Origin of the sequence: Mycolicibacterium duvalii, from assembly GCF_010726645.1 — a bacterium.
Taxonomy (GTDB): Bacteria; Actinomycetota; Actinomycetes; order Mycobacteriales; family Mycobacteriaceae; genus Mycobacterium; species Mycobacterium duvalii.
Window position 1 is genome coordinate 2,495,177 of record NZ_AP022563.1, and the last position, 22,571, is coordinate 2,517,747.

The 22,571-nt window shown below is 68.4% G+C and carries 20 protein-coding genes and 2 tRNA genes; 7 read left to right on the top strand and 15 right to left on the bottom strand.

The window, feature by feature from the left end:
* Positions 1-3 precede the first annotated feature (3 nt).
* Positions 4-999 (bottom strand): NAD(P)H-dependent glycerol-3-phosphate dehydrogenase, encoded by a 996-nt coding sequence (locus G6N31_RS11760; protein ID WP_234815438.1) that lies wholly within the window; start codon positions 997-999, stop codon positions 4-6.
* Between the two features lie 44 nt (positions 1,000-1,043).
* On the opposite strand from G6N31_RS11760, the gene cofC reads away from it, so the two are divergent.
* The 3 genes from cofC to mutT1 all read left to right on the top strand — a co-directional run bounded on the left by cofC (position 1,044) and on the right by mutT1 (position 4,887).
* Positions 1,044-1,718, top strand: coding sequence for a 2-phospho-L-lactate guanylyltransferase (cofC, locus tag G6N31_RS11765; RefSeq protein ID WP_420091136.1), 675 nt, complete (start codon positions 1,044-1,046; stop codon positions 1,716-1,718).
* Positions 1,719-1,782: 64 nt separating this feature from the next.
* Positions 1,783-3,951 (top strand): RNA degradosome polyphosphate kinase, encoded by a 2,169-nt coding sequence (locus G6N31_RS11770; protein WP_098005098.1) that lies wholly within the window; start codon positions 1,783-1,785, stop codon positions 3,949-3,951.
* A gap of 39 nt (positions 3,952-3,990) precedes the next feature.
* Positions 3,991-4,887 carry an 8-oxo-(d)GTP phosphatase MutT1 gene (gene mutT1 / locus G6N31_RS11775; RefSeq protein ID WP_272938768.1) on the top strand — a complete coding sequence of 299 codons (897 nt, stop codon included), beginning with the start codon at positions 3,991-3,993 and terminating at the stop codon, positions 4,885-4,887.
* 100 nt (positions 4,888-4,987) lie between these two features.
* On the opposite strand, the gene G6N31_RS11780 is transcribed toward mutT1, so the two are convergent.
* From G6N31_RS11780 to leuC, 3 genes are all read right to left on the bottom strand, one after another.
* Positions 4,988-5,641 (bottom strand): HU family DNA-binding protein, encoded by a 654-nt coding sequence (locus G6N31_RS11780; RefSeq protein WP_098005096.1) that lies wholly within the window; start codon positions 5,639-5,641, stop codon positions 4,988-4,990.
* Positions 5,642-5,854: 213 nt separating this feature from the next.
* Complete coding sequence (gene leuD, locus G6N31_RS11785) at positions 5,855-6,448, bottom strand: 3-isopropylmalate dehydratase small subunit (protein WP_098005112.1); 594 nt, start codon at positions 6,446-6,448, stop codon at positions 5,855-5,857.
* Positions 6,448-7,911, bottom strand: a complete 1,464-nt coding sequence (gene leuC, locus G6N31_RS11790) for a 3-isopropylmalate dehydratase large subunit (protein WP_098005095.1) — start codon at positions 7,909-7,911, stop codon at positions 6,448-6,450. The genes leuD and leuC overlap by 1 nt, the downstream gene beginning before the upstream one ends.
* Before the next feature lie 38 nt (positions 7,912-7,949).
* Here leuC and G6N31_RS11795 point away from each other — a divergent pair, with 38 nt between their 5' ends.
* Positions 7,950-8,651: an IclR family transcriptional regulator gene (locus G6N31_RS11795; protein ID WP_098005094.1), complete on the top strand. Its 702-nt coding sequence runs from the start codon at positions 7,950-7,952 to the stop codon at positions 8,649-8,651.
* Between the two features lie 71 nt (positions 8,652-8,722).
* On the opposite strand, the gene G6N31_RS11800 is transcribed toward G6N31_RS11795, so the two are convergent.
* The 4 genes from G6N31_RS11800 to G6N31_RS11815 all read right to left on the bottom strand — a co-directional run bounded on the left by G6N31_RS11800 (position 8,723) and on the right by G6N31_RS11815 (position 11,311).
* Positions 8,723-8,795, bottom strand: a tRNA-Glu gene (locus G6N31_RS11800).
* Between the two features lie 65 nt (positions 8,796-8,860).
* Positions 8,861-8,932: transfer RNA gene (locus G6N31_RS11805), tRNA-Gln, on the bottom strand.
* A 118-nt stretch (positions 8,933-9,050) separates the two neighbouring features.
* The gene (gene gltX / locus G6N31_RS11810) at positions 9,051-10,526 is read right to left on the bottom strand and encodes a glutamate--tRNA ligase (RefSeq protein WP_098005093.1); all 1,476 of its coding nucleotides are present in this window, start codon (positions 10,524-10,526) and stop codon (positions 9,051-9,053) included.
* Positions 10,523-11,311: a fumarylacetoacetate hydrolase family protein gene (locus G6N31_RS11815; protein ID WP_098005092.1), complete on the bottom strand. Its 789-nt coding sequence runs from the start codon at positions 11,309-11,311 to the stop codon at positions 10,523-10,525. The genes gltX and G6N31_RS11815 overlap by 4 nt, the downstream gene beginning before the upstream one ends.
* 117 nt (positions 11,312-11,428) lie before the next feature.
* Here G6N31_RS11815 and G6N31_RS11820 point away from each other — a divergent pair, with 117 nt between their 5' ends.
* Entirely contained in the window at positions 11,429-12,631 is a 1,203-nt protein-coding gene (locus tag G6N31_RS11820; protein WP_098005111.1) for an MFS transporter, read from the top strand.
* An 11-nt stretch (positions 12,632-12,642) separates the two neighbouring features.
* Here the strand turns inward: G6N31_RS11820 and G6N31_RS11825 are convergent, their stop codons facing one another.
* The 3 genes from G6N31_RS11825 to serA are packed head-to-tail and all read right to left on the bottom strand — an operon-like array spanning position 12,643 to position 15,842.
* Entirely contained in the window at positions 12,643-13,224 is a 582-nt protein-coding gene (locus G6N31_RS11825; RefSeq protein ID WP_098005091.1) for a hypothetical protein, read from the bottom strand.
* Positions 13,225-13,236: 12 nt separating this feature from the next.
* Entirely contained in the window at positions 13,237-14,247 is a 1,011-nt protein-coding gene (locus tag G6N31_RS11830; RefSeq protein WP_163722449.1) for a 3-isopropylmalate dehydrogenase, read from the bottom strand.
* A gap of 8 nt (positions 14,248-14,255) precedes the next feature.
* On the bottom strand, positions 14,256-15,842 hold the full coding sequence (serA, locus tag G6N31_RS11835) for a phosphoglycerate dehydrogenase (protein WP_098005089.1): 1,587 nt from the start codon (positions 15,840-15,842) through the stop codon (positions 14,256-14,258).
* 89 nt (positions 15,843-15,931) lie between these two features.
* Here serA and G6N31_RS11840 point away from each other — a divergent pair, with 89 nt between their 5' ends.
* Positions 15,932-17,368, top strand: coding sequence for a phytoene desaturase family protein (locus tag G6N31_RS11840; protein WP_098005088.1), 1,437 nt, complete (start codon positions 15,932-15,934; stop codon positions 17,366-17,368).
* Positions 17,369-17,480: 112 nt separating this feature from the next.
* On the opposite strand, the gene ilvC is transcribed toward G6N31_RS11840, so the two are convergent.
* The 3 genes from ilvC to G6N31_RS11855 form a co-directional block, all read right to left on the bottom strand.
* Positions 17,481-18,494, bottom strand: coding sequence for a ketol-acid reductoisomerase (gene ilvC, locus G6N31_RS11845; protein ID WP_098005087.1), 1,014 nt, complete (start codon positions 18,492-18,494; stop codon positions 17,481-17,483).
* Positions 18,495-18,555: 61 nt separating this feature from the next.
* Entirely contained in the window at positions 18,556-19,074 is a 519-nt protein-coding gene (gene ilvN / locus G6N31_RS11850; RefSeq protein WP_098005086.1) for an acetolactate synthase small subunit, read from the bottom strand.
* Positions 19,071-20,954: an acetolactate synthase large subunit gene (locus G6N31_RS11855; RefSeq protein ID WP_098005085.1), complete on the bottom strand. Its 1,884-nt coding sequence runs from the start codon at positions 20,952-20,954 to the stop codon at positions 19,071-19,073. Before G6N31_RS11855 ends, ilvN begins: the two co-directional genes overlap by 4 nt.
* Positions 20,955-21,250: 296 nt before the next feature.
* Between G6N31_RS11855 and G6N31_RS11860 the strand changes: the two genes are divergently transcribed.
* The gene (locus G6N31_RS11860) at positions 21,251-21,640 is read left to right on the top strand and encodes a PH domain-containing protein (protein ID WP_179964293.1); all 390 of its coding nucleotides are present in this window, start codon (positions 21,251-21,253) and stop codon (positions 21,638-21,640) included.
* A 14-nt stretch (positions 21,641-21,654) separates the two neighbouring features.
* Here G6N31_RS11860 and G6N31_RS11865 read toward each other — a convergent pair whose 3' ends face one another.
* A complete protein-coding gene (locus tag G6N31_RS11865; protein WP_234815437.1) occupies positions 21,655-22,482 on the bottom strand; it encodes a DoxX family protein in 828 nt (275 codons plus the stop codon).
* Positions 22,483-22,571: the final 89 nt, after the last annotated feature.

Below are 22,571 nucleotides of genomic sequence, written 5' to 3' on the forward strand. Positions count from 1 at the left end.
AGGTCACTCCGGCTTGGTCGATCGACCCAGCAGCAGCGCAACCGCCTCGTCGACCGAAAGCCCTTTGTGACACACCCGGTGTACCGCCTCGGTCAACGGCATCTCGACGTCATAGCTCGACGCCAGCGCCAGCACCGAGACGCAGGAGGTGACCCCCTCGGCGACGTGTCCTCCGGTCGCGTCCAGTGCGGCCTGCATGGTGCCCCCGCCGCCCAGTCGTACCCCGAAGGAGCGGTTGCGCGAGTGCGGCGACATGCAGGTGGCCACCAGGTCACCGATCCCGGCGAGCCCGGCCAGGGTCGCCGGCTTGGCCCCCAACGCGATTCCCAGCCGCATGATCTCGGCCAGGCCGCGGGTGATGATGGCTGCCGCGGTGTTCTCCCCCAGCCCGGCCCCGGCGGCCATCCCGCACGCCAGCGCGATGACGTTCTTGCATGCGCCACCGATCTCGGCGCCGATGACATCGGAGTTGGTGTACGGCCGCAGGTAGTGCGTGGACAGCGCCCGCTGCAGCGTCACCGCACGGCCCGAATCCGAACAGGCGACCACCGTGGCCGCAGGCTGCTCCTCGGCGATCTCGCTGGCCAGATTCGGTCCGCTGACCACGGCCACCCGGCCCGGATCGGCGCCGGTCACCTGGACGATCACCTGGCTCATCCGCATCAGGGTGTCCAGTTCGATACCTTTGGCAAGGCTGACCAGCGTGGCGTCGGCGCCGATCCACTTCGTCCAGTGGCTGAGGTTGTCCCGCAGTGTCTGGGCCGGTACTCCCAGCAGTACGGTGCAGGCCCCGTCGAGCGCCTCGGCGGGGTCGCTGGTGGCGCGGATGGCTGCCGGCAACTCCACGTCGAGATAACCCGAGTTGCGGTGGGTGGCGTTGATCTCGTCGGCGAGCTCGGGCCGGCGCGCCCAGAGAGTGACGTTGTTCCCCGCATCTGCCAACACCTTGGCCAGAGCGCTCCCCCACGCCCCGGCTCCCATCACCGCCGCTTCCACCACGGCTTCAGCGTAACCGGCCGGCCGCGGCTGGCAGGATGGCGATCGTGAGCGGCACCGACTCCCCGACGGCCGCCCGCCCGCGATCTCACCGAGCCGACGTCGGCGTGGTGATCGCGGTGAAGCGGCTCACGGCGGCCAAGACGCGGCTGGCGCCGATGTTTTCGGCGGCGGCCCGCGAAGACGTGGTGCTCGCGATGCTCGTCGACACCATCTCCGCAGCGGTGGCCGTGCCCGCGGTGCGCTCGGTGGTGGTGGTCACCCCCGACCGCGTCGCAGCCGAGGCCGCCGAGCACAGCGGCGCCCGCGCGCTGGCGGATCCGACCCCCGACGGCCACGCCGACCCGCTCAACAACGCATTGACCGCCGCGGCGGTCCTGATGGCCGGAGACGGGCCGAATATTGTTGCGCTGCAAGGTGACCTGCCGGCACTTCAGCCCTATGAACTGGCCGAGGCGATCGCTGCCGGCCGACACGCACGGCGCAGTTTCGTCGCCGACCGGCACGGCGGCGGGACGTCGGCGCTGTTGGCGTTCGCCGCGCCACTGGATCCGCGGTTCGGCGCCGATTCCGCGCGCCGGCATCGGCGTTCGGGGGCGCTGGAACTCGACGGTCCATGGCCGGGACTGCGCTGCGACATCGACACCCCGGAGGATCTCCTGGCCGCCCAGGCCCTCGGCATCGGCCCGGCCACCGCCAAGGCCATCGCAGCGCAACGGTGAACGTCTGACGGACATCTTTGCTCGCGGTAGCCCGACCCGGTGTGGATAGGGAATCATCGAGGCCATGACCGAAGCTCAGACCCGGACGGCGAATGGGGAGGTGGCGGAGGCCCTGCCGGCCGCGACCGCTTCGACGCCCGAGGCACCACCGGCGGCGACGCCACCCACCGTCGAGAACCCGCTGCCCGAGGACCGGTATCTGAACCGGGAACTGAGCTGGCTGGACTTCAACTCCCGCGTGCTCGCCCTGGCGGCCGACCCGTCGCTGCCCCTGCTCGAGCGCGCGAAGTTCCTGGCGATCTTCGCGTCCAACCTCGACGAGTTCTACATGGTGCGCGTCGCCGGCCTGAAGCGCCGCGACGAGATGGGCCTGTCGGTCCGTTCGGCTGACGGTCTGTCGCCGCGCGAGCAACTGCGGCGGATCAGCGAGCGCACCCAGCAGATCGCCAGCCGCCACGCCCACGTGTTCCTCGACTCGGTACGGCCCGCGTTGGCCGACGAGGGAATCATTATTGTCACGTGGGCCGAACTCGACGAAGCCGAGCGCGCCCGGCTGTCGACGTACTTCCACGAACAGGTCTTCCCGGTGTTGACCCCGCTGGCCGTCGACCCCGCGCACCCGTTCCCGTTCGTCAGCGGCCTGAGCCTGAACCTGGCGATCACCGTCAAACATCCCGACGACGGCGGTCAGCACTTCGCCCGGATCAAGGTGCCTGACAACGTCGACCGCTTCGTCGAACTCGCGGCCCGTCCGGGCGGCGGCCACCAGGTCCGCTTCCTGCCGATGGAGGAATTGATCGCGGCGTTCCTGCCGGTGCTGTTCCCGGGCCTGGAGATCGTCGAACACCACGCCTTCCGGATCACCCGCAACGCCGACTTCGAGGTGGAAGAGGACCGCGACGAGGATCTCCTGCAGGCCCTCGAGCGGGAACTGGCACGCCGGCGGTTCGGCTCGCCGGTGCGCCTGGAGGTCTCCGACGACATGACCGAGAGCATGCTCGAGTTGCTGCTGCGCGAGCTCGACGTGGCCCCCGGCGACGTCGTCGAAGTCGCAGGGTTACTGGACCTCTCGTCGCTGTGGCAGATCTACGGCGTGGACCGGCCGGCACTGAAGGATCCGCCGTTCGTGCCCGCGACGCCGCCGGCCTTCGGTGAGCGCGAGACGCCGAAGAGCATTTTCGCTGCGCTGCGCGACGGGGACGTCCTGGTCCACCACCCGTACGACTCGTTCTCCACCACCGTGCAACGGTTCATCGAGCAGGCCGCCGCCGACCCCAATGTCCTGGCGATCAAACAGACCCTGTATCGCACGTCCGGGGACTCGCCGATCGTCAACGCGTTGATCGACGCAGCCGAGGCCGGCAAGCAGGTCGTCGCCCTGGTGGAGATCAAAGCCAGGTTCGACGAGCAGGCCAACATCAAGTGGGCCCGGGCGCTGGAACAGGCGGGCGTGCATGTGGTCTACGGCCTGATCGGCTTGAAGACACACTGCAAAACCTGTCTGGTGGTTCGGCGCGAAGGCTCGATGATCCGTCGCTACTGCCACGTCGGCACCGGCAACTACAACCCCAAGACCGCGCGGTTGTACGAGGACATCGGTCTGCTCACCGCCGCCCCCGACATCGGCGCCGACCTGACCGACCTGTTCAACTCGTTGACCGGGTACTCCCGCAAGGACTCCTACCGCAATCTTCTGGTTGCCCCGTACGGCGTGCGCAGAGGCATCATCGAGCGGATCGAACGCGAGATCGCCGCAACTCGCGACGGGGCCGACGGCCGGATCCGGCTGAAAGCCAACGCGTTGGTCGACGAGCAGGTCATCGACGCGCTCTACCGGGCCTCGCAGGCGGGTGTGCGCGTGGAGGTCGTGGTGCGCGGCATTTGTGCGCTGCGCCCGGGGGCCGACGATTATTCGGAGAACATCACGGTGCGCTCCATTCTGGGCCGGTTCCTCGAACATTCGCGAATCATTCACTTCCGCGCCATCGAGGAATACTGGATCGGCAGCGCCGACATGATGCACCGTAATCTGGACCGTCGTGTCGAAGTCATGGCGCAGGTGAAGGATCCGCGACTGGCCGGCCAGCTGGACGACGTCTTCGAATCGGCGATGGACCCCAGCACCCGCTGCTGGGAACTGGGAGCCGATGGGCACTGGACCGCATCCCCACAGGAGGGCCACACCGTGCAGGACCACCAGGTGTCGATGATGAAGCGTCACCGCCAGCCGTGACGGAAGGTCGGCGCTGAGGTGTCCAAGGACCCTGTGGCAGTGAGGAACATCGTGCTCGCCGCCGGCGCCGTGCTCTGGCGGCCGCAGGACGGCTCGGGCGAACCCGAGGTGGCGATCATCCATCGCCCCCGCTATGACGACTGGTCGCTGCCCAAGGGCAAGGTGGATCCCGGTGAGACCGAGCCGGTCACCGCGGTGCGCGAGATCGCCGAGGAGACGGGATTTCAGTCCCAGCTGGGTCGGCGCCTGGCATCGGTGAGCTACCCGATCGAGGAAGGCGTCAAGAAGGTCCGGTACTGGGCCGCCCGCGCGGTCGGCGGCGACTTCACCGTCAATCACGAAGTCGACGAGCTCAAGTGGTTGCCGGTACGCCAGGCCATGGATCAGCTGGGCTACCCGCACGACCGCAAGGTGTTGCGGCGGTTCGCCAAGCTGCCCGCTGACACCAAGACGGTGCTGGTCGTCCGCCACGCCACCGCGGGCAGCAAGTCGAGGTATCGCGGTGATGACCGTAACCGCCCACTGGACAAGCACGGTCGAGCGCAGGCCGAGTCACTCGTCGGATTGCTGCTGGCGTTCGGCGCGCAGGATCTGTTCGCCGCCGACCGCGTTCGGTGCCGGCAGACGCTGGCTCCGCTGGCCGAGGAACTCGGTGCGATCGTGCAGGACGAGTCGACCCTGACCGAAGAGGCGTACGCCGACAAGCCGAAAGCCGCCCACCACCGGCTGCTCGAGATCGCCGACAGCGCTCAGACGCCGGTGATCTGTACCCAGGGCAAGGTGATACCGGATCTCATCGCGTGGTGGTGCGAACGCGACGGCGTCCGGCCGGACAAGTCACGCAACCGCAAAGGCAGCACGTGGGTGCTGTCGCTGGTCGACGGCCGTCTGGTCGCCGCCGACCACCTCGGCAGCCCGTTGGCGCCGAAAAAGTGACACCGCTGGTCCTTTCGCGCCGGTACACCGTCCGCTGACGTGCCCGGACACCAACGCGCCGCGGGTCGGTGACCCGCGGCGCGTGAGGTGAAACCGTCGACTACCGGCGACCGCGCTTGGCCGGAGCCTTCTTCGCGGCGGTCTTCTTGGCCGGGGCCTTCTTGGCCGCGGTCTTGGTGGCTGCCTTCTTGGCCGGGGCCTTCTTGGCCGCGGTCTTGGTGGCTGCCTTCTTGGCCGGAGCCTTCTTGGCCGCGGTCTTGGTGGCTGCCTTCTTGGCCGGAGCCTTCTTGGCCGCGGTCTTGGTGGCCGCCTTCTTGGCCGGAGCCTTCTTGGCCGGAGCCTTCTTCGCCGGAGCCTTCTTCGCCGCGGCCTTCTTGGCCGGAGCCTTCTTGGCCGGAGACTTCTTGGCCGCCTTGCGCGCAGTGCTGCCGGCGGTGACGCCGCGCTTGACCGCGGGGCCCTCGGCCGGAAGCTTCTGGGCGCCCGAAACGACAGCCTTGAACTGAGCGCCGGGCCGGAACGCCGGAACCGATGTCGGCTTGACCTTCACCGTCTCACCGGTACGCGGGTTACGGGCGACTCGGGCGGCACGACGGCGCTGCTCGAAAACACCGAAGCCGGTGATGGTCACGCTGTCGCCCTTGTGCACAGCGCGCACGATGGTGTCGACGACGTTCTCCACCGCGGCAGTGGCCTGCCGACGATCCGAGCCCAATTTCTCCGTGAGTACGTCGATGAGCTCTGCTTTATTCATGCAAAACCTCCGGATAACAGTGGTCCTCCTTGGACCGACTAGTGGACACGGTAAACCCATTGGCTGCTGATTTCCAAGAGCCACGCGCAATTTCAAGCCGTGCCAGCGAACTTTTTTCAATCCGCTTGCCGCGCAAACTGTCCTACCGGAGGCCGCGAAAAGGGGATCGCAGCCGGGCGATTTCGGCGTCAGGCGCCCGTTCGACGCCTCCGTTCAGGCTGGCTGGGTGCGGGGCTTCCAGCTCGGACGACGCCGCTCGTAGGCCTCGATTTCGGGCAATTTCCGCAGCGTAAGGCCTATATCGTCGAGCCCTTCGAGCAATCGCCAGGCGGTGTAGTCGTCAATATTGAACGGCACCAGGATGGTTCCGGCGGCAATTGTTCGATCTTGAAGATTTACAGTGATTTCCGCACCCGGGTGCTGCTCGATGTACTTCCACAGGATTTCCACGTCGTCCTGACCGACTTCGGCGGCCAACAGGCCGGCCTTGCCGGCATTGCCCCGGAAGATGTCGGCGAAGCGCGAAGAGATGACCACCCGGAAGCCGAAGTCCATCAGCGCCCATACGGCGTGTTCCCGGGACGACCCGGTGCCGAAATCGGGCCCCGCCACCAATACCGAACCCCGGTCGAAGGGCGGCTGATTGAGCACGAACGACGGGTCGGAGCGCCACCCGGCGAACAGTCCGTCCTCGAATCCCGTTCGGGTCACCCGCTTCAGGTACACGGCCGGGATGATCTGATCGGTGTCGACGTTCGAGCGCCGCAGGGGCACGCCGATCCCGGTGTGCGTCGTGAAGGCCTCCATCACAGTTCTCCTGTCTGCGGCGCCACGGCCGCTGGTGTCAGATCCGCCGGCGAGGACAGGGTTCCCCGCACCGCGGTGGCCGCGGCCACCGCGGGTGAGACCAGGTGGGTGCGGCCGCCTTTGCCTTGCCTGCCCTCGAAATTGCGGTTCGACGTCGACGCGCAACGCTCTTCCGGGGCGAGCTGATCGGGATTCATCCCCAGGCACATGGAACACCCGGCCTGGCGCCACTCCGCCCCCGCGGCCCGGAAGATCTCGCCGAGCCCTTCCTCCTCGGCCTGGGCCCGTACGCGCATGGAGCCCGGCACGACGAGCATGCGCACACCGTCGGCCACCGTGCGGCCGCGCAGCACCTCGGCCACCACCCGCAGATCCTCGATCCGGCCGTTGGTGCACGAGCCGACGAACACCGCATCGACGGGAATATCGCGCATCGGGGTACCCGCCTGAAGCCCCATGTATGCCAACGCTTTTTCCGCGGCCTGGCGCTCCCCCTCATCGGCCATCATGTCCGGGTCGGGAACGGCGCCGGCCAGCGGCACCCCCTGACCGGGGTTGGTCCCCCACGTCACGAACGGGCTGAGCGTGGAGGCGTCGAGGTACACCTCGGTGTCGAATTCGGCACCGGGATCGGTGCGCAGCTGCCGCCACGCGGCCACCGCGGCGTCCCAGTCGGGTCCGGTGGGTGCGTGCGGACGGCCCCGCAGGAACTCGAAGGTGGTGTCGTCGGGGGCCACCATGCCGGCCCGGGCGCCGGCCTCGATGCTCATGTTGCAGATCGTCATCCGGCCCTCCATCGACAGCGATTCGATCGCACTGCCGCGGTATTCGATGACGTAGCCCTGGCCCCCGCCGGTACCGATCTTGGCAATGACGGCCAAGATGATGTCCTTGGCGCTGACGCCGGGCGGCAGCGTCCCGTCGACGTTGACCGCCATCGTCTTGAACGGGCGCAGCGGAAGTGTCTGTGTGGCAAGAACATGCTCGACCTCGGAAGTGCCGATGCCCATGGCCAGGGCCCCGAAGGCGCCGTGGGTGGAGGTGTGACTGTCACCGCAGACCACCGTCATGCCCGGCTGGGTCAAACCCAGTTGCGGTCCGATGATGTGCACGATGCCCTGTTCGGCGTCACCCATGGGATGCAACCGGATACCGAACTCCGCACAGTTGCGCCGAAGTGTCTCCACCTGTGTGCGGGAGACCGGGTCGGCGATCGGCTTGTCGATGTCGATGGTCGGCACGTTGTGATCTTCGGTCGCGATGGTCAGATCCGGGCGCCGCACCTGCCGACCGGCCAACCGCAATCCGTCGAAAGCCTGCGGGCTGGTGACCTCGTGGACCAGATGCAGGTCGATGTAGATCAGGTCCGGTTCCCGTGCGGCGCCCTCACCGGCGCCGGATACGACCACGTGATCGCTCCACACCTTTTCGGCGAGGGTGCGGGGGGTGGCTGCTGCAGTCATCTTGACGATCTCACATTCTGGGACGCTAATATCTCTCTATGGGACAGGATAGCGGCATCGGCGTGCTGGACAAAGCGGTCGGGGTGTTGCACGCGGTGGCCGAGTCGCCGTGCGGCCTCGGCGATCTGTGCGAGCGGACCGGCCTGCCCCGCGCGACGGCGCACCGGTTGGCGGTGGGACTGGAGACCCACCGGCTGCTGGCCCGCGACGCCGACGGCCAGTGGCGGCTGGGCCCGGCGGTGACCGAACTCGCAGCTCACGTCCGGGATCCGTTGCTGTCCGCCGGCGCGGTGGTCCTGCCCCGGCTGCGGGAGCTGACCGGCGAGAGCGTGCAGCTGTACCGCCGGGAGGGCACGTCACGGATCTGCGTCGCGGCGCTGGAACCGCCTGCGGGGCTTCGTGACACCGTCCCGGTCGGCACCCGGCTGCCGATGACGGCGGGTTCGGGGGCCAAGGTCCTACTCGCCTTCGCTGACGCCACCACCCAGCAGGCGGTGCTGCCCGCCGCGAAGTTCACCGACCGGACCCTGGCCGAGGTCCGCAGGCGCGGCTGGGCCCAGAGCGCCGCGGAGCGCGAACCCGGGGTGGCCAGTGTCTCGGCGCCGGTGCGCGACGCCCGCGGAGCGGTGATCGCAGCCGTGTCGGTGTCGGGTCCGATCGACCGCATGGGGCGGCGGCCGGGCGCGCGGTGGGCGGCCGACCTCGTCGCCGCCGCCGACGCGCTGACACGGCGGCTGTGAGCATCGCGACACCTGCGCCGACACCAATGAAGACGGCTCCGCATCCTCGATGAGGACCGGAGCCGTATGCGTACCCCCGATGGGATTCGAACCCACGCTACCGCCGTGAGAGGGCGGCGTCCTAGGCCGCTAGACGACGGGGGCCAGAACTGTACTTCGGTGGGTCAGCATAGCCGAAGGTGAGATTGCTGACCTAATCACCGTAGTCGCTGGGGTACCAGGACTCGAACCTAGAATGGCTGAACCAGAATCAGCTGTGTTGCCAATTACACCATACCCCAATAGGCGCCTGTCACCGCTGGTCACAGGCCCTTTTTCGACCCGGCACACCGCAGCGGGACCGCGGTGCGCCTTTTGACGGGCCGACGAGCAGACTACCAAAGATTGCAGGGTGCTTTTTCACGCCTCCCCCGGCGCCGCGGCCGCCGCGTGGTCCCGGCCGGCCTGCAGCCGGACGATGCTGCGCTGCCGGCCGAGCAGCTCCATGGATTCGAACAGCGGAGGGCTCACCGAGGATCCGGTGACCGCCACCCGGACCGGACCGAACGCCTTACGCGGTTTGAGCTCCAAATCGTCGACAAGGGCAGCTTTGAGCGCCTCTTCGAGGTGGGCGGCATCCCAGTCCGCGAGCGTCTCCACGGCCGCCAGAGCAGCCGTCAGCACCGGTACCGAGGCGGCGCGCAGTTCCTTGCCGGCCGACTTCTCATCCAGGGTGAACTCACTGTCGTTGAGGAACTTGAGCAGGTCCCACGCGTCGGAGAGCACGACGATGCGGGTCTGCACCAATCGGCATGCTTCGGCGAAGCCCGCGTCGTCGAGCCCGGTGTGCCAGCCGTGCGCGGTGAAGTGCGCGGCGAGCCGGCGACAGAACTCGTCTTCGGTCAACAGCCGGATGTGCTCGGCGTTGAGCGCGTCGGCCTTCTTCTGATCGAACCTGGCCGGATTCGAGTTGACGTCGGCGACGTCGAACGCGGTCACCATCTCTTCGAGGCTGAACACGTCGCGGTCATCGGCGATGGACCAGCCGAGCAGCGCAAGGTAATTCAGCAGCCCCTCGGGGATGAAGCCGCGGTCGCGGTGTAGGAAGAGGTTGGACTGCGGGTCGCGCTTGGACAGCTTCTTGTTGCCCTCGCCGAGCACCGACGGCAGGTGGGCGAACTGCGGTGTGGCCTCTGCGACGCCGATCCTGGTCAGCGCGGCGTACAGCGCCAGTTGCCGGGGCGTGGAGGGCAGCAGATCCTCGCCGCGCAGCACGTGTGTGATCTTCATCATGGCGTCGTCGACCGGGTTGACCAGGGTGTAGAGCGGCTCACCGGTGCCGCGGGTCAGCGCGAAATCGGGTATCGATCCGGCCGGGAAGGTGGTCTCCCCACGCACCAGGTCGTGCCAAGTCAGGTCCGTGTCGGGCATGCGCAGCCGCACCACCGGCGTACGGCCCTGCGCGCGGAACTCGGCGCGCTGCTCGTCGGTGAGGTCACGGTCGTGGTTGTCGTAGCCCAACTTCGGGTTTCGGCCGGCCGCCACATGCCGGGCTTCGACCTCTTCTGCAGTCGAGAACGCCTCGTAGGCCTCGCCGCTGTCCAGCAGACGCGTGATCACGTCGGCATAGATGTCCCGGCGTTGGGACTGCCGGTACGGGCCGTAGGGCCCGCCCACTTCGGGCCCCTCGTCCCAGTCCAGGCCCAGCCAGCGCAATGCGTCGAGCAGCGCCAGGTAACTCTCCTCGCTGTCCCGCTGGGCGTCGGTGTCCTCGATGCGGAACACGAACGAGCCCCCGGTGTGGCGGGCGTAGGCCCAGTTGAACAACGCAGTCCGGATCAGGCCGACGTGCGGGATGCCGGTCGGAGACGGACAGAATCTCACCCGTACGGTCACGATTTTCCTTTGCGCACAACGGGATTGGTCAGAGTGCCAATACCTTCGACGGTGATGCTGACCTGGTCGCCGTGTTCCAGCGGACCGACGCCTTCCGGAGTCCCGGTCAGGATGAGGTCTCCGGGCAACAACGTCATCACCGCCGAGACCCATTCGACGATGGCGCCGACGTCGTGGATCATCAGCGAGGTTCGGCTGCGCTGCTTGACCTCTCCGTTGACCTCGGTGCGAATCTCCAGGTCGTCGGGATCTACATCGGTGACGATCCACGGTCCGACCGGGCAGAAGGTGTCATGTCCCTTGGCCCGCATCCACTGCCCGTCCTGCTGTTGCTGGTCGCGCGCCGACACATCGTTGGCAATGGTGTAACCCAGGATGTTCTCCGCCGCCCGTGCGGCCGGTACGTCCTTGCAGGGCCGGCCGATGACGGCGGCCAGCTCGCCTTCGAAGTGCACCGGGTGCGCGTCGGCGGGAAGCTGGATCGCGGTGTTGGGTCCGATGATCGCAGTGTTGGGCTTGAGGAAGATGATGGGGTCGTCGAACGTGCCGCCGCCCATTTCCTCGATGTGGGCGGCGTAGTTCTTGCCCATGCAGATCACCTTGCTGGCCAGGATCGGCGCCAGCAGCCGGACATCGGCCAACGGCCACTGCCGGCCGGTGAACGTGGGGGTGCCGAAGGGATGCTCGGCGATCTCGCGCGCGATCGCCTGTGTGGGATCGTCGGGTGGGCCCTCGATGGCGACGAAGGCGACCCCGTCGGGGCTGGCTATTCGGCCGAGACGCATGGAGTCAGCCTAGTGCCCGTCCGGTGACGCCCTGGCGTGGTGGCCGCTGCTTCCTCGACATCTCATATCTTGAGACCGGTATTCAACATCATGGGAAGCTTGTGGAACCATGGCCGCATGTCCACGCTGGCGGTCGGTTCGCTGCGGCGCTGGGTCATGCTGGTGGTCGCTCTGCTGGCGACGCTGTGCGCCAACGTGTTCATCAACGGGGTGGCGTTCCTGATTCCGACCCTGCATGACGAACGCGGGCTGGACCTGGCTGCGGCGGGGCTGATGTCCTCGCTCCCGAGTCTGGGCATGGTGACGACGCTGATCGCCTGGGGGTACGTCGTGGACCGGGTCGGCGAACGCCTGGTGCTGACGCTGGGCTCGGCGCTGACCGCCGCGGCCGGTTTCGCCGCGGCCGCGGCAGACTCGCTGGTCACCATCGGCGTCTTCCTGTTCCTGGGCGGCATGGCCGCCGCCAGCAGCAACACCGCCAGCGCACGACTGGTCGTCGGGTGGTTCGACGCGCAACGCCGCGGCCTGGTCATGGGCATTCGGCAGACGGCACAGCCGTTGGGTGTCGGGGTCGGCGCCCTGGTGATCCCGCGGCTGGCCGAGTTCTCCGGAGTCGCTGCCGCGCTGCTGTTCCCGGCCGTGGTGTGCGCGGCCGCCGCGGTGATGTGCGCGGTGATGGTGATCGATCCGCCACGGCCGCCGCGCGCCGAGGCCGCCGACAGTGACCTCACCAACCCGTACCGCGGGTCGTCGCTGCTGTGGCGCATCCACGTCACCTCGGTGCTGCTGGTCGTCCCCCAGGTGTTGATCTGGACGTTCACGCTGGTGTGGCTGATCGCCGAGCGCGGATGGTCGCCCGGATCCGCCGGTGCGCTGGTCATGGCGGCCCAGTTCCTCGGAGCCGGCGGACGAATCACCGCCGGCCGATGGTCGGACAGCGTCCTGCGCCGCCGTGGCGACGTGCTCGACGCCCGCCTGCGACCGATCCGGACGATCGCGATGGCCGCGGCTTTGGCCATGGGCCTGCTCGCGGTCAGCGACTGGTTCGACTCTCCGGTCAGCGTCGCGGTGATGGTGGTCGCCTCGGTGATCACGGTGTCGGACAACGGGCTGGCCTTCACCGCGATCGCCGAGTTCGCCGGGCCGTTCTGGAGTGGCCGTGCGCTGGGCACCCAGAACACCAGCCAGCTGTTGACCCAGGGAATCGCGCCACCGCTGTTCGGCGGATTGATCGGAATCGCCGGGTTCTCAGTCGCGTTCGCGGTCTGTGCGCTGTTCCCGCTGCTGGCGGTTCCGGCGGTGCCGGTACGCCGGCACTGACCACCGCGCGTTCACCGGCGCGACGATCGCGGCAGACTCGTCAACGCGGCCGCGAGAAAGCACAGCGCACCGACGAAGGTGCCGAGGTTGGCCAGCCGTTCGTCGGCGGTCACACCGCTTTCCCGGATGAACGCTCCGGTCGCCGAGACACCGAAGGCCAGGCACCCCATCAGGTTCAGCGCCGCGGCCAACCAGGCACGTGACCGCACCGCGACTAGCCCGGACGTGGCGATCACCGCCGCCATCGCCAGGACCCCGCTGATCAGGAACGCCAGCGATCCGGTGGCGTCGGGGGTCCACACGTAGCGACGTTGCTCGGTGACCACATGCGCCCACACCGCCGCGCCGGTACTCAGATTGAACAGCAGCGTGCCGACGAACTGCGTTGCTGCTGAGTACCATTCGGGCCGCCTGTGCCGATCCGCCGCCGCCAGCTGCAGACCTGCAGCGGTGGTGAAGAACCACGACCCGACGAAGCAGGCGGCGTTGGCCGCCCCGGCGCCGGCCCAGGATGGGAATCCCGGCATCGTGGCCAGCGCGAACAGCGACGACCCGACAGCGAACAGCAGACACTGCCGTGTCAGCGGCGCCATCTCCGAGGATCTCTAGAGCTTGCTCAGGATGCGTTCGCCGATCTGCGTGGTGGACAAGGTTTCCTGCCCGCGGGTGGCCAGGTGCTCGGCGACGGCCCGGTCGACGCGGGCGGCCTTGTCGATCTCGCCGATGTGGGACAACAACAGCGACACCGACATGACCGCGGCGGTAGGATCGGCGATGCCCTGCCCGGCGATGTCGGGCGCGCTGCCGTGGACCGGTTCGAACATCGACGGATTGGTCAGCGTGGCATCGATGTTGCCGCTGGCGGCCAGTCCGATACCGCCGCACACTGCAGCCGCCAGATCGGTGATGATGTCGCCGAACAGATTGTCGGTCACGATGACGTCGAATCGGCCCGGGTCGGTGACCATGTGAATGGTCGCGGCGTCGACGTGCTGATAGGCCACCTCGACGTCGGGGTACTCGGCGGCCACGGCCTGCACGGTGCGCCACCACAGCGACCCGGCGTAGGCGAGCACATTGTTCTTGTGCACCAGCGTCAGGTGCTTACGCCTTTGCATGGTCCGGCCGAACGCGTCCTGCACGACTCTGCGCACGCCGTAGGCGGTGTTGACGCTGACCTCGGTGGCGACCTCGTGCGGGGTGCCGACCCGGATGGCCCCCCCGTTTCCGGTGTAGGGCCCCTCGGTGCCTTCCCGGACGACCACGAAATCGATCTCCGGATTGCCGGCCAGCGGACTGGCCACACCCGGATAGAGGCGACCCGGCCGCAGGTTGATGTGGTGGTCGAGTTCGAATCGGATACGGAGCAACAACCCGCGCTCAAGCACACCGCTGGGCACCGACGGGTCACCGATCGCGCCGAGCAGGATCGCGTCGTGGCCCTTGAGTTCCTCGAGGACCGACTCGGGCAGTACCTCTCCGGTCCGGTGGTACTGGCGTGCCCCGAGCTCGTACTCGGTTTTGTCGACGTCCGGGAGCACGGCGTCGAGCACCTTGAGGGCTTCGCCGATGACCTCCGGCCCGATGCCGTCGCCGGCGATGACGCCCAGCCTCAACGTCTGTGTCATGACAGGTCGACCACTTCCAGGGTTGCGGCATGCACGTCGTGGCCGATACCGGCCAGGACGTCGGCGGGTACGTCGCGGTCGAGGCGCAGCATGATGGTGGCGCCGGCCCCGTCGGCGTCCTGGCTCAGTTGGGCGGCATGGATGTTGACCCCGGCGCCGCCGAGCAGGGTGCCGATCTTGCCCAGGGCGCCGGGCTGATCGTCGTAGTTGATGATCAGGTTGACGCCTTCGGCGCGCAGGTCGAAGTTGCGGCTGTTGATCTGCACGATCTTCTCGACCAGCTGAGGCCCGGAGAGGGTGCCCGAGACGTTGACCGAGCCGCCGTCGGCGCTGACCGCCCGGACGTCGACCACGCTGCGGTGGTTCGGGCTTTCGGTGACGGCGGTGATCGACGCCTCGACCCCCCGCTCCGCCGCGATGGCGGGCGCGTTGACGAACGTGACCGGGTGCTCGATCACGGCGGAGAACAAGCCGCGCAGCGCCGAGAGCTTGAGCACCTCGACCTCTTCGGAGGCGAGCTCGCCGCAGACCCGGACCGACAACGAGACCGGAGCCTCACTCGACAGCACGCCGGCCAGCAGGCCCAGCTTGCGGGCCAGTTCCAGCCACGGCGCGACCTCCTCGCCCACCGCGCCGCCGGCGACGTTGACCGCGTCGGGCACGAAATCACCGGCCAGGGCCAGCTTCACGCTGGCCGCGACGTCGGTGCCGGCCCGGTCCTGGGCCTCGGCGGTCGATGCGCCCAGGTGGGGTGTCACGACGACCTGGGGCAGTTCGAACAGCGGGCTGTCGGTGCACGGCTCGGTGGCGAACACGTCCAGACCCGCGCCGCGGACGTGCCCGTCGGCGATCGCGTCGGCCAGTGCCTGCTCGTCGATCAGGCCGCCCCGTGCCGCGTTGACGATGATCACGCCGGGTTTGGTCTTGGCCAGCGCATCGCGGTCGATGAGACCGGCGGTCTCCTTGGTCTTGGGCAGATGCACGGAGATGAAGTCGGCGCGCGAGAGCAGCTCGTCGAGCGAGAGCAACTCGATGCCCAGCTGTCCCGCCCGGGCGTGCGACACGTAGGGGTCGTAGGCGGTGACGTGGGCGCCGAACCCGGCCAGCCGCTGGGCGACCAGTTGGCCGATGCGGCCCAGCCCCACCACGCCGACGGTCTTGCCGTAGATCTCGGTCCCCATGAACGACGACCGCTTCCAGGTGTGCTCACGCAGCGTCGCGTCGGCGGCGGGGATCTGGCGGGCGGTGGACAGCAGCAGCGCCAGCGCATGTTCGGCGGCGCTGTGGATGTTCGACGTCGGCGCGTTGACCACCAGCACACCGCGCGCCGTGGCAGCGTCGACATCGACGTTGTCCAGGCCGACGCCGGCCCGCGCCACGATCTTCAGCTTGGGCGCCGCGGCCAGTACCTCGGCGTCGACGGTGGTCGCCGAACGCACCAGCAGCGCGTCCGCGTCGGCCACCGCGGCCAACAGCTTCTCCCGATCAGGGCCGTCGACCCAGCGGACTTCGACCTGGTCCCCCAGGGCTTCCACCGTGGAAGGGGCCAGCTTGTCGGCGATCAATACAACAGGCAGACTCACCCGCCCAGCCTAAAGGGCGGTACTTTCGACGGTGAGGGCAGGAGCGGGCGCTGCGACCGACCGACGCGAGGACAGGGGACCGACCGGGCATGGATGTCGACGTCACGGTCGTCGGAAGCGGCCCCAACGGGTTGGCAGCTGCGGTGGTCTGCGCACGGGCCGGTCTGGCGGTCCGGGTGATCGAGGCCCAGCCCACGCTCGGCGGTGGGGCACGCACCCTGCCCGACCCGGAGTTCGGCGGGGTGACCCACGACGTCTGTTCGGCGGTGCACCCGCTGGGGCTGGCGTCTCCGTTCTTCGCCGAATTCGATCTGCCGGCCCGCGGGGTGACGCTGGCCGCCCCCGAGATCTCCTACGCCAACCCGCTGCCGGGCCGGCCCGCCGCGATCGCCTACCGCGACCTGGACCGCACCTGCGCCGAGCTCGAGGACGGCGCGTCGTGGCGACGCCTACTCGGCCCGCTGGCCGACGACAGCGACGGCGTCGTCGGCCTGATCCTCGGGGACAAGCGGTCGATCCCTCCGAGCATCACCGCGGCGCTGCACTTCGCGCCGCGCATTCTGCTCCAGGGCAGCCCGGCCTGGAACGCCCTGCGCGGTGCAGACGCCCGGGCACTGTTCAGTGGGGTTGCCGCACATGCGATTTCGCAGATGCCGTCGCTGGTGAGCGCCGGCGCCGGACTGATGCTGGCCTCGCTGGCCCACGCCGCCGGCTGGCCGATCCCCGTCGGCGGCTCGCAGGCCATCCCCGACGCACTGGTCGCCGACCTGCGCCGCCACGGCGGCGAGCTCGTGGTCGGGGAAGAGGTCACCAGCCCGCCGGAGGGGGTGGTGCTCTACGACACCGCGCCGACCGCGCTGCTGCGCATCTACGGCGATGCCGTCCCCGCGGGTTACGCGCGGACGCTGCGGCGCTACCGCTACGGCCCCGGCGTCGCGAAGGTCGATTTCGTGCTGTCCGGGGAGATTCCGTGGCGGGACAGCCGCCTGGCGCAGGTGCCGACGCTGCACCTCGGCGGGGACAGGGCCACCATGGCGTGCGCCGAACGCGAGGTCGCCGCGGGGCGCCATGCCGACTGGCCGATGATTCTGGCCGCGCTGCCGCATCTGAGCGATCCCGGCCGCATCGATGCGCAGGGCCGACGGCCGCTGTGGACCTACGCGCATGTGCCGTCGGGGTCGACCGTCGACATCGCAGACACCGTCATCGGCGTGTTCGAGCGTTTCGCGCCGGGCTTCCGCGACCTGGTGGTGGGTGTGCGCAGTGTGCCCGCGGCCCACATGTCCGATCACAACGCCAATCTGGTCGGCGGCGACATCGGGGTGGGCGGGGCGAACATGTTCAGCGCGGTCACCGGCCCGGCGCTGCGGTGGAACCCATGGTCGACCCCGATCGACAAGGCCTACCTGTGCTCGTCGGCCGTGCCGCCCGGCAGCGGGGTGCACGGCATGGCGGGCTATTTCGCGGCGCGCTCGGCGCTGCGCCGGGAGTTCGGCATCAAGCAGATGCCCGGCCTCGCCCCCTGAGATCCCCTGCCGGCCCCCGCGGTATTGGGGGTACTGCCCGCTCGCGGAATAGCATTCCCGGTCGCGATCAGCGGGGCGATCACGACCGGGAATGCGCTTCCGCGGCAGCGGGTTACGCGGTTTCGGTGATCGGCCGGTCCACCCAGCTCATCAGATCGCGCAGCTTCTTTCCGGTCACCTCGATCGGGTGTTCGGCGTTGCGCTTGCGCAGGTCCTCGAGTTCCTTGTTGCCGCCCTCGACGTTGGCGACCAGCCGCTTGACGAAGGTGCCGTCCTGGATCTCGGACAGGATCTGCTGCATCCGCTTCTTGGTGTCGGCGTCGATCACCCGCGGGCCCGACAGGTAACCACCGAATTCGGCGGTGTCGGAGACCGAGTAGTTCATCCGCGCGATGCCGCCCTCGTACATCAGGTCGACGATCAGCTTCAGCTCGTGCAGTACCTCGAAGTAGGCGAGTTCGGGCGCGTAGCCGGCCTCCACCATCACGTCGAAGCCGGTCTTGACCAGTTCCTCGGTGCCGCCGCACAACACGGCCTGCTCACCGAACAGGTCGGTCTCGGTCTCGTCCTTGAACGTCGTCTTGATGACGCCCGCGCGCGTGCCCCCGATGCCCTTGGCGTAGGACAGCGCCAGCGCCTGACCCTCACCCTTGGGATCCTGGTCCACGGCGATCAGGCAGGGCACACCCTTGCCGTCGACGAACTGCCGGCGCACCAGGTGGCCGGGGCCCTTCGGCGCGACCATGCCGATGGTGACGTTGGCCGGCGGCTTGATCAGGTTGAAGTGGATGTTCAGGCCGTGACCGAAGAACAGCGCGTTGCCGTCTTCGAGGTTGGGCTCGATGTCGTTGGCGAAGATCTCGGCCTGCGCGGTATCGGGTGCCAGCAGCATGATCACGTCGGCCCACTTGGCGACCTCGGCGGGGGTGTCGACCTCCAGACCCTGCTCGGTGACCTTGTCGCGGGACTTGGAGCCCTCCTTGAGACCGACCTTCACCTGGACGCCGGAGTCGCGCAGGCTCAACGAGTGCGCGTGGCCCTGGCTGCCGTAGCCGATGACGCCGACCTTGCGGCCCTGGATGATCGACAGGTCCGCGTCGTCGTCATAGAACATCTCAACTGCCATATTCGTGAATCTTCTTTCTTGTCTTGTGGTTCACAGCTGTCGGGAGCGCCCGCTCCCGGCGTTACTTGGTGGTGATTCCGCGCGGGCCGCGCGAGAGGGACACCACACCGGACTGCACGATCTCACGGATACCGTACGGCTCGAGCACCCGGAGCAAAGCTTCGAGCTTGCCGGGTGTGCCGGTGGCTTCGATGGTCAGCGACTCGTTGGACACGTCGACGACCTTGGCCCGGAACAGGTTCACCGCTTCGATGACCTGTCCGCGGGTCACCGCGTCGGTGCGGACCTTGATCAGCGCGAGTTCGCGGGAGACGGAGTTGTCGTCCTCCTGCTCGACGATCTTGATCACGTTGATGAGCTTATTGAGCTGCTTGGTGATCTGCTCGAGCGGTGACTCCTCGACATCGACGACGATCGTCATCCGGGACAGGTCCTTCTGCTCGGTGGCCCCGACGGCCAGCGAGGTGATGTTGTAGCCGCGTCGGGAGAACAGCGAAGCCACCCGGGCGAGCACGCCGGGTTTGTCCTCGACGAGCACCGACAGCGTGTGTGTGCGCCGCGGGGCGGAGGTGGTGCTCATGCGTGGCCCTCTTCCGGGTCGTCGAACAGCGGCCTGATCCCTCGTGCCGCTTGAATCTCGTCGTTGCTGGTGCCGGCGGCCACCATGGGCCAGACCTGCGCGTCGGCGCCAACGATGAACTCCACCACCACCGGCCGGTCATTGATCGCGCGGGCCTGGCTGATGACGTCGGCGACGTCTTCGGCACGCTCGCACCGCAACCCGACACAACCGAGTGCCTCCGCGAGTTTGACGAAGTCCGGGATACGGCGGCTGTGGGTGGAAAGGTCGGTCTGGCTGTAGCGCTGTTCGTAGAACAGCGTCTGCCACTGGCGCACCATGCCCAGGTTGCCGTTGTTGATCAGCGCCACCTTGATCGGCACGCCCTCGATGGCGCACGTGGCCAGCTCCTGATTGGTCATCTGGAAGCAGCCGTCGCCGTCGATGGCCCACACCTCGGTGTCCGGGCAGCCCATCTTCGCGCCCATGGCCGCGGGCACGGCGAAGCCCATGGTGCCCAATCCGCCCGAGTTCAGCCAGGTCTTGGGCTTCTCGTAGGAGATGAACTGGGCCGCCCACATCTGATGCTGTCCGACGCCGGCGACGTAGATCGCATCGGACCCGGCCATCTTGCCCAGCGTCTCGATGACGTACTCCGGGCTCAGGCTGCCGTCACTCTGCGGACCGTAGCTCAGCGGGTAGGTCTCCTGCAGGCCGCGCAGGTACTCCCACCAGGTGTCGATCTGCATCGACCCGATCGCGCCGTCCCGGCGCAGGGCCTCGATCAGGTCCGTGATCACGGCCTTCACATCGCCCACGATCGGGACGTCGGCATGCCGGTTCTTGCCGATCTCGGCCGGGTCGATGTCGGCGTGGATGACCTTGGCCTCGGGTGCGAACGAATCGAGCTTGCCGGTCACCCGGTCGTCGAAGCGGGTGCCCAGCGCGATCAGCAGGTCGCTGCGCTGCAGTGCGGCCACCGCCGAGACCGTGCCGTGCATGCCGGGCATCCCCAGGTTCTGCGGATGGCTGTCCGGGAACGCGCCGCGCGCCATCAGCGTGGTGACCACCGGGATCCCGGTCAGTTCGGCCAGGTCGAGCAGTTGCTCGGAGGCTTCCCCGCGGATCACACCGCCGCCGACATAGAGCACCGGCTTGCGGGCGGCGGCGATGAGCTTCGCGGCCTCGCGGATCTGCCGGTTGTGCGGCTTGGTGTTGGGCTTGTAGCCGGGCAGCTCGAACTGCGGCGGCCAGCTGAAGGTGCACTCCCCCTGCAGCACGTCCTTGGGAATGTCGACCAGCACCGGCCCGGGCCGGCCGCTGGCGGCGATGTGGAACGCCTCGGCGATCACCCGCGCGATGTCGTCGCCGTCGCGGACCAGGAAGTTGTGTTTGGTGATCGGCATCGTGATGCCGGAGATGTCGGCTTCCTGGAAGGCGTCGGTGCCGATCAGCCCGCGACCGACCTGACCGGTGATCGCGACCACCGGGATCGAGTCCATGTAGGCATCGGCGAGCGGTGTCACCAGGTTCGTCGCGCCCGGACCCGAGGTGGCCATGCACACCCCGACCCGGCCCGTGGCATGGGCGTAGCCGCTGGCGGCGTGGCCGCCACCCTGTTCGTGGCGGACCAGCACGTGCCGCAGCCGTTGCGAGTCGAACAGCGGGTCATAGACCGGCAGCACCGCCCCGCCGGGGATGCCGAAGATCACGTCGACGCCGAGTTCTTCCAGCGATCGGACCACCGCCTGTGCGCCGGTGAGTTGTTGCGGAGCAACCTTTCTGGGCTGCCCTGCGGAACCGGAGCCGCTCTCGGCATTCACCTTGTGGGTGCCCGGTGTGTGAGTCCCGTTGGCCGGGGTCGCCGACTGTTCGGGGGGTCGTGTCGTGGGTGCGCTCACGATGTCCTCTTGATCCTTCTGGCCGGAGATGGCCTGCTCGTGCGAATCCTGACGGTGCTGGGCAACGAAAAAACCCCCGTCAGCCCAGCGGCTGTACGAGGGTTGCGCGTCGATCCGGTTGTGCTATGCCCGACTTGGGGCTAGCGCGGAATCAACGCGCAACCCAATTACTACGAGCATGCCCGGGGTCTGCATAGCAGACGACGGTAGCCCCCGACCAGGCCTGCGGTCAAATCTGGCTCTCCGGCCGGCCGCACCGCGGCGGGCACCGATCCGTCCGGTGCGATGATGGCCTCATGGCTGAACCGTCGGTGGATGCCCCGATCGTCATCAAAATCTCCCAGATGGCCCATGTGGCGGTGCTGCTGCTGGCGTTCGCCCTGTTGTCGGTGGTGCTGGCCACGCCGTCGTGGGGGGTGCTGCTGCTGGTGATCCCGGTCCTGCTGTCAGTGGCGATCGTGCGGTACCGGACCGTCGCCGACCGCGAGGGCGTCACCGCACGCGGCCTGTGGAGCAGTCGGCGGATTCGGTGGGACGACATCGACGGGTTGCGCTTCGGCAAGAAGGTGTGGGCGATGGCCCGGCTGCGCGACGGCACGGAAGTCATGCTGCCGGCGGTGACGTTCAACACGCTGCCGTCACTGACCCTGGCCTCCGGCGGGCGGGTGCCCAACCCCTACGAGTGACCGTCCGGTGACGATCAGCCCAGCGGGTTGGCGCCGTTGAGCAGCACCCAGATCCCGATGCCCGCCCCGATCCCGAGCACCAGGGCGGCGAAGGAGCCGATGAAGGGGCGCCGCGCCCATCCGCGGCCCCGGTCCATGCTGTAGCGGCCCGGTCCCAGCAGCACCATCGCTGCGACCACGAGCAGCAACAGCACCTCGTACTCGTGGCCGTCGGTCAAGAACGACGACAAGCGGGCCTCGTTGTGTGCGTCCATCGCCTCGGCGAGAATCGCGGTCACCAGGTAGGCCAGCGCGCCGGCGGCCGCCACCGGGGTGAACAGGCCGACGATCAGCAGGACACCGGCGAGTATCTGACCGCCGGCAGCGACGTAGCTGAGGATGTCGGCGTGGCGGAATCCGACGTCGGTCAGATACTCGCGAAAACCGCTGAGGCCTTCACCGCCCCACCACCCGAACATCTTCTGCAGGCCGTGGCCGACCAGCAGCACGCCGACCGCGACGCGCAGCAGCAGCAGGCCCAGGTTCTGCGTGCCCCGACGATCGCCGTCGTGGCGGGACTCGTCGACGGCCACTTCGGTCGGCGTCGCCGGGGTGCCGTAGGCACCGGCCCCCAGGCCGGCCCCCGGCTGCACGTAGGGCAGCGGATCCGGGTCGCCGGTCAGGCTGAACGGCTGGGCGTCGGCCGGCTTGGCCACGTCGTAGCGCGGGATGGCGGTGGTCTCGAAGTCGCCGCCATAGTGCGACGACAGATCGTCTTCAGGGTCGACCAGGCGGGCCGACGCGGGACGGCCGCCGGCGTCGTCGGGCCGCTGCCAGAGTCCGGAATCGTGAGGACTGGTCACGACTGCCAGGGTAAGGGCAGTTCGACGCGGGGCCGGGAAATCGCCCGGCGCGTTGAGCACGTGTTTTCCGGCCGCCCCGCAGGTCGCGA

Bases quoted from the DNA above. Each gene is read 5' to 3' on its own strand.
- G6N31_RS11840 (WP_098005088.1), top strand. From the start codon at position 15,932: ATGGATGTCGACGTCACGGTCGTCGGAAGCGGCCCCAACGGGTTGGCA.
- ilvN (WP_098005086.1), bottom strand. From the start codon at position 19,074: ATGAGCACCACCTCCGCCCCGCGGCGCACACACACGCTGTCGGTGCTC.
- G6N31_RS11825 (WP_098005091.1), bottom strand. From the start codon at position 13,224: ATGGCGCCGCTGACACGGCAGTGTCTGCTGTTCGCTGTCGGGTCGTCG.
- G6N31_RS11780 (WP_098005096.1), bottom strand. From the start codon at position 5,641: ATGAATAAAGCAGAGCTCATCGACGTACTCACGGAGAAATTGGGCTCG.
- leuD (WP_098005112.1), bottom strand. From the start codon at position 6,448: ATGGAGGCCTTCACGACGCACACCGGGATCGGCGTGCCCCTGCGGCGC.
- G6N31_RS11795 (WP_098005094.1), top strand. From the start codon at position 7,950: ATGGGACAGGATAGCGGCATCGGCGTGCTGGACAAAGCGGTCGGGGTG.
- G6N31_RS11860 (WP_179964293.1), top strand. From the start codon at position 21,251: ATGGCTGAACCGTCGGTGGATGCCCCGATCGTCATCAAAATCTCCCAG.
- leuC (WP_098005095.1), bottom strand. From the start codon at position 7,911: ATGACTGCAGCAGCCACCCCCCGCACCCTCGCCGAAAAGGTGTGGAGC.
- G6N31_RS11820 (WP_098005111.1), top strand. From the start codon at position 11,429: ATGTCCACGCTGGCGGTCGGTTCGCTGCGGCGCTGGGTCATGCTGGTG.
- ilvC (WP_098005087.1), bottom strand. From the start codon at position 18,494: ATGGCAGTTGAGATGTTCTATGACGACGACGCGGACCTGTCGATCATC.
- G6N31_RS11815 (WP_098005092.1), bottom strand. From the start codon at position 11,311: ATGCGTCTCGGCCGAATAGCCAGCCCCGACGGGGTCGCCTTCGTCGCC.
- G6N31_RS11770 (WP_098005098.1), top strand. From the start codon at position 1,783: ATGACCGAAGCTCAGACCCGGACGGCGAATGGGGAGGTGGCGGAGGCC.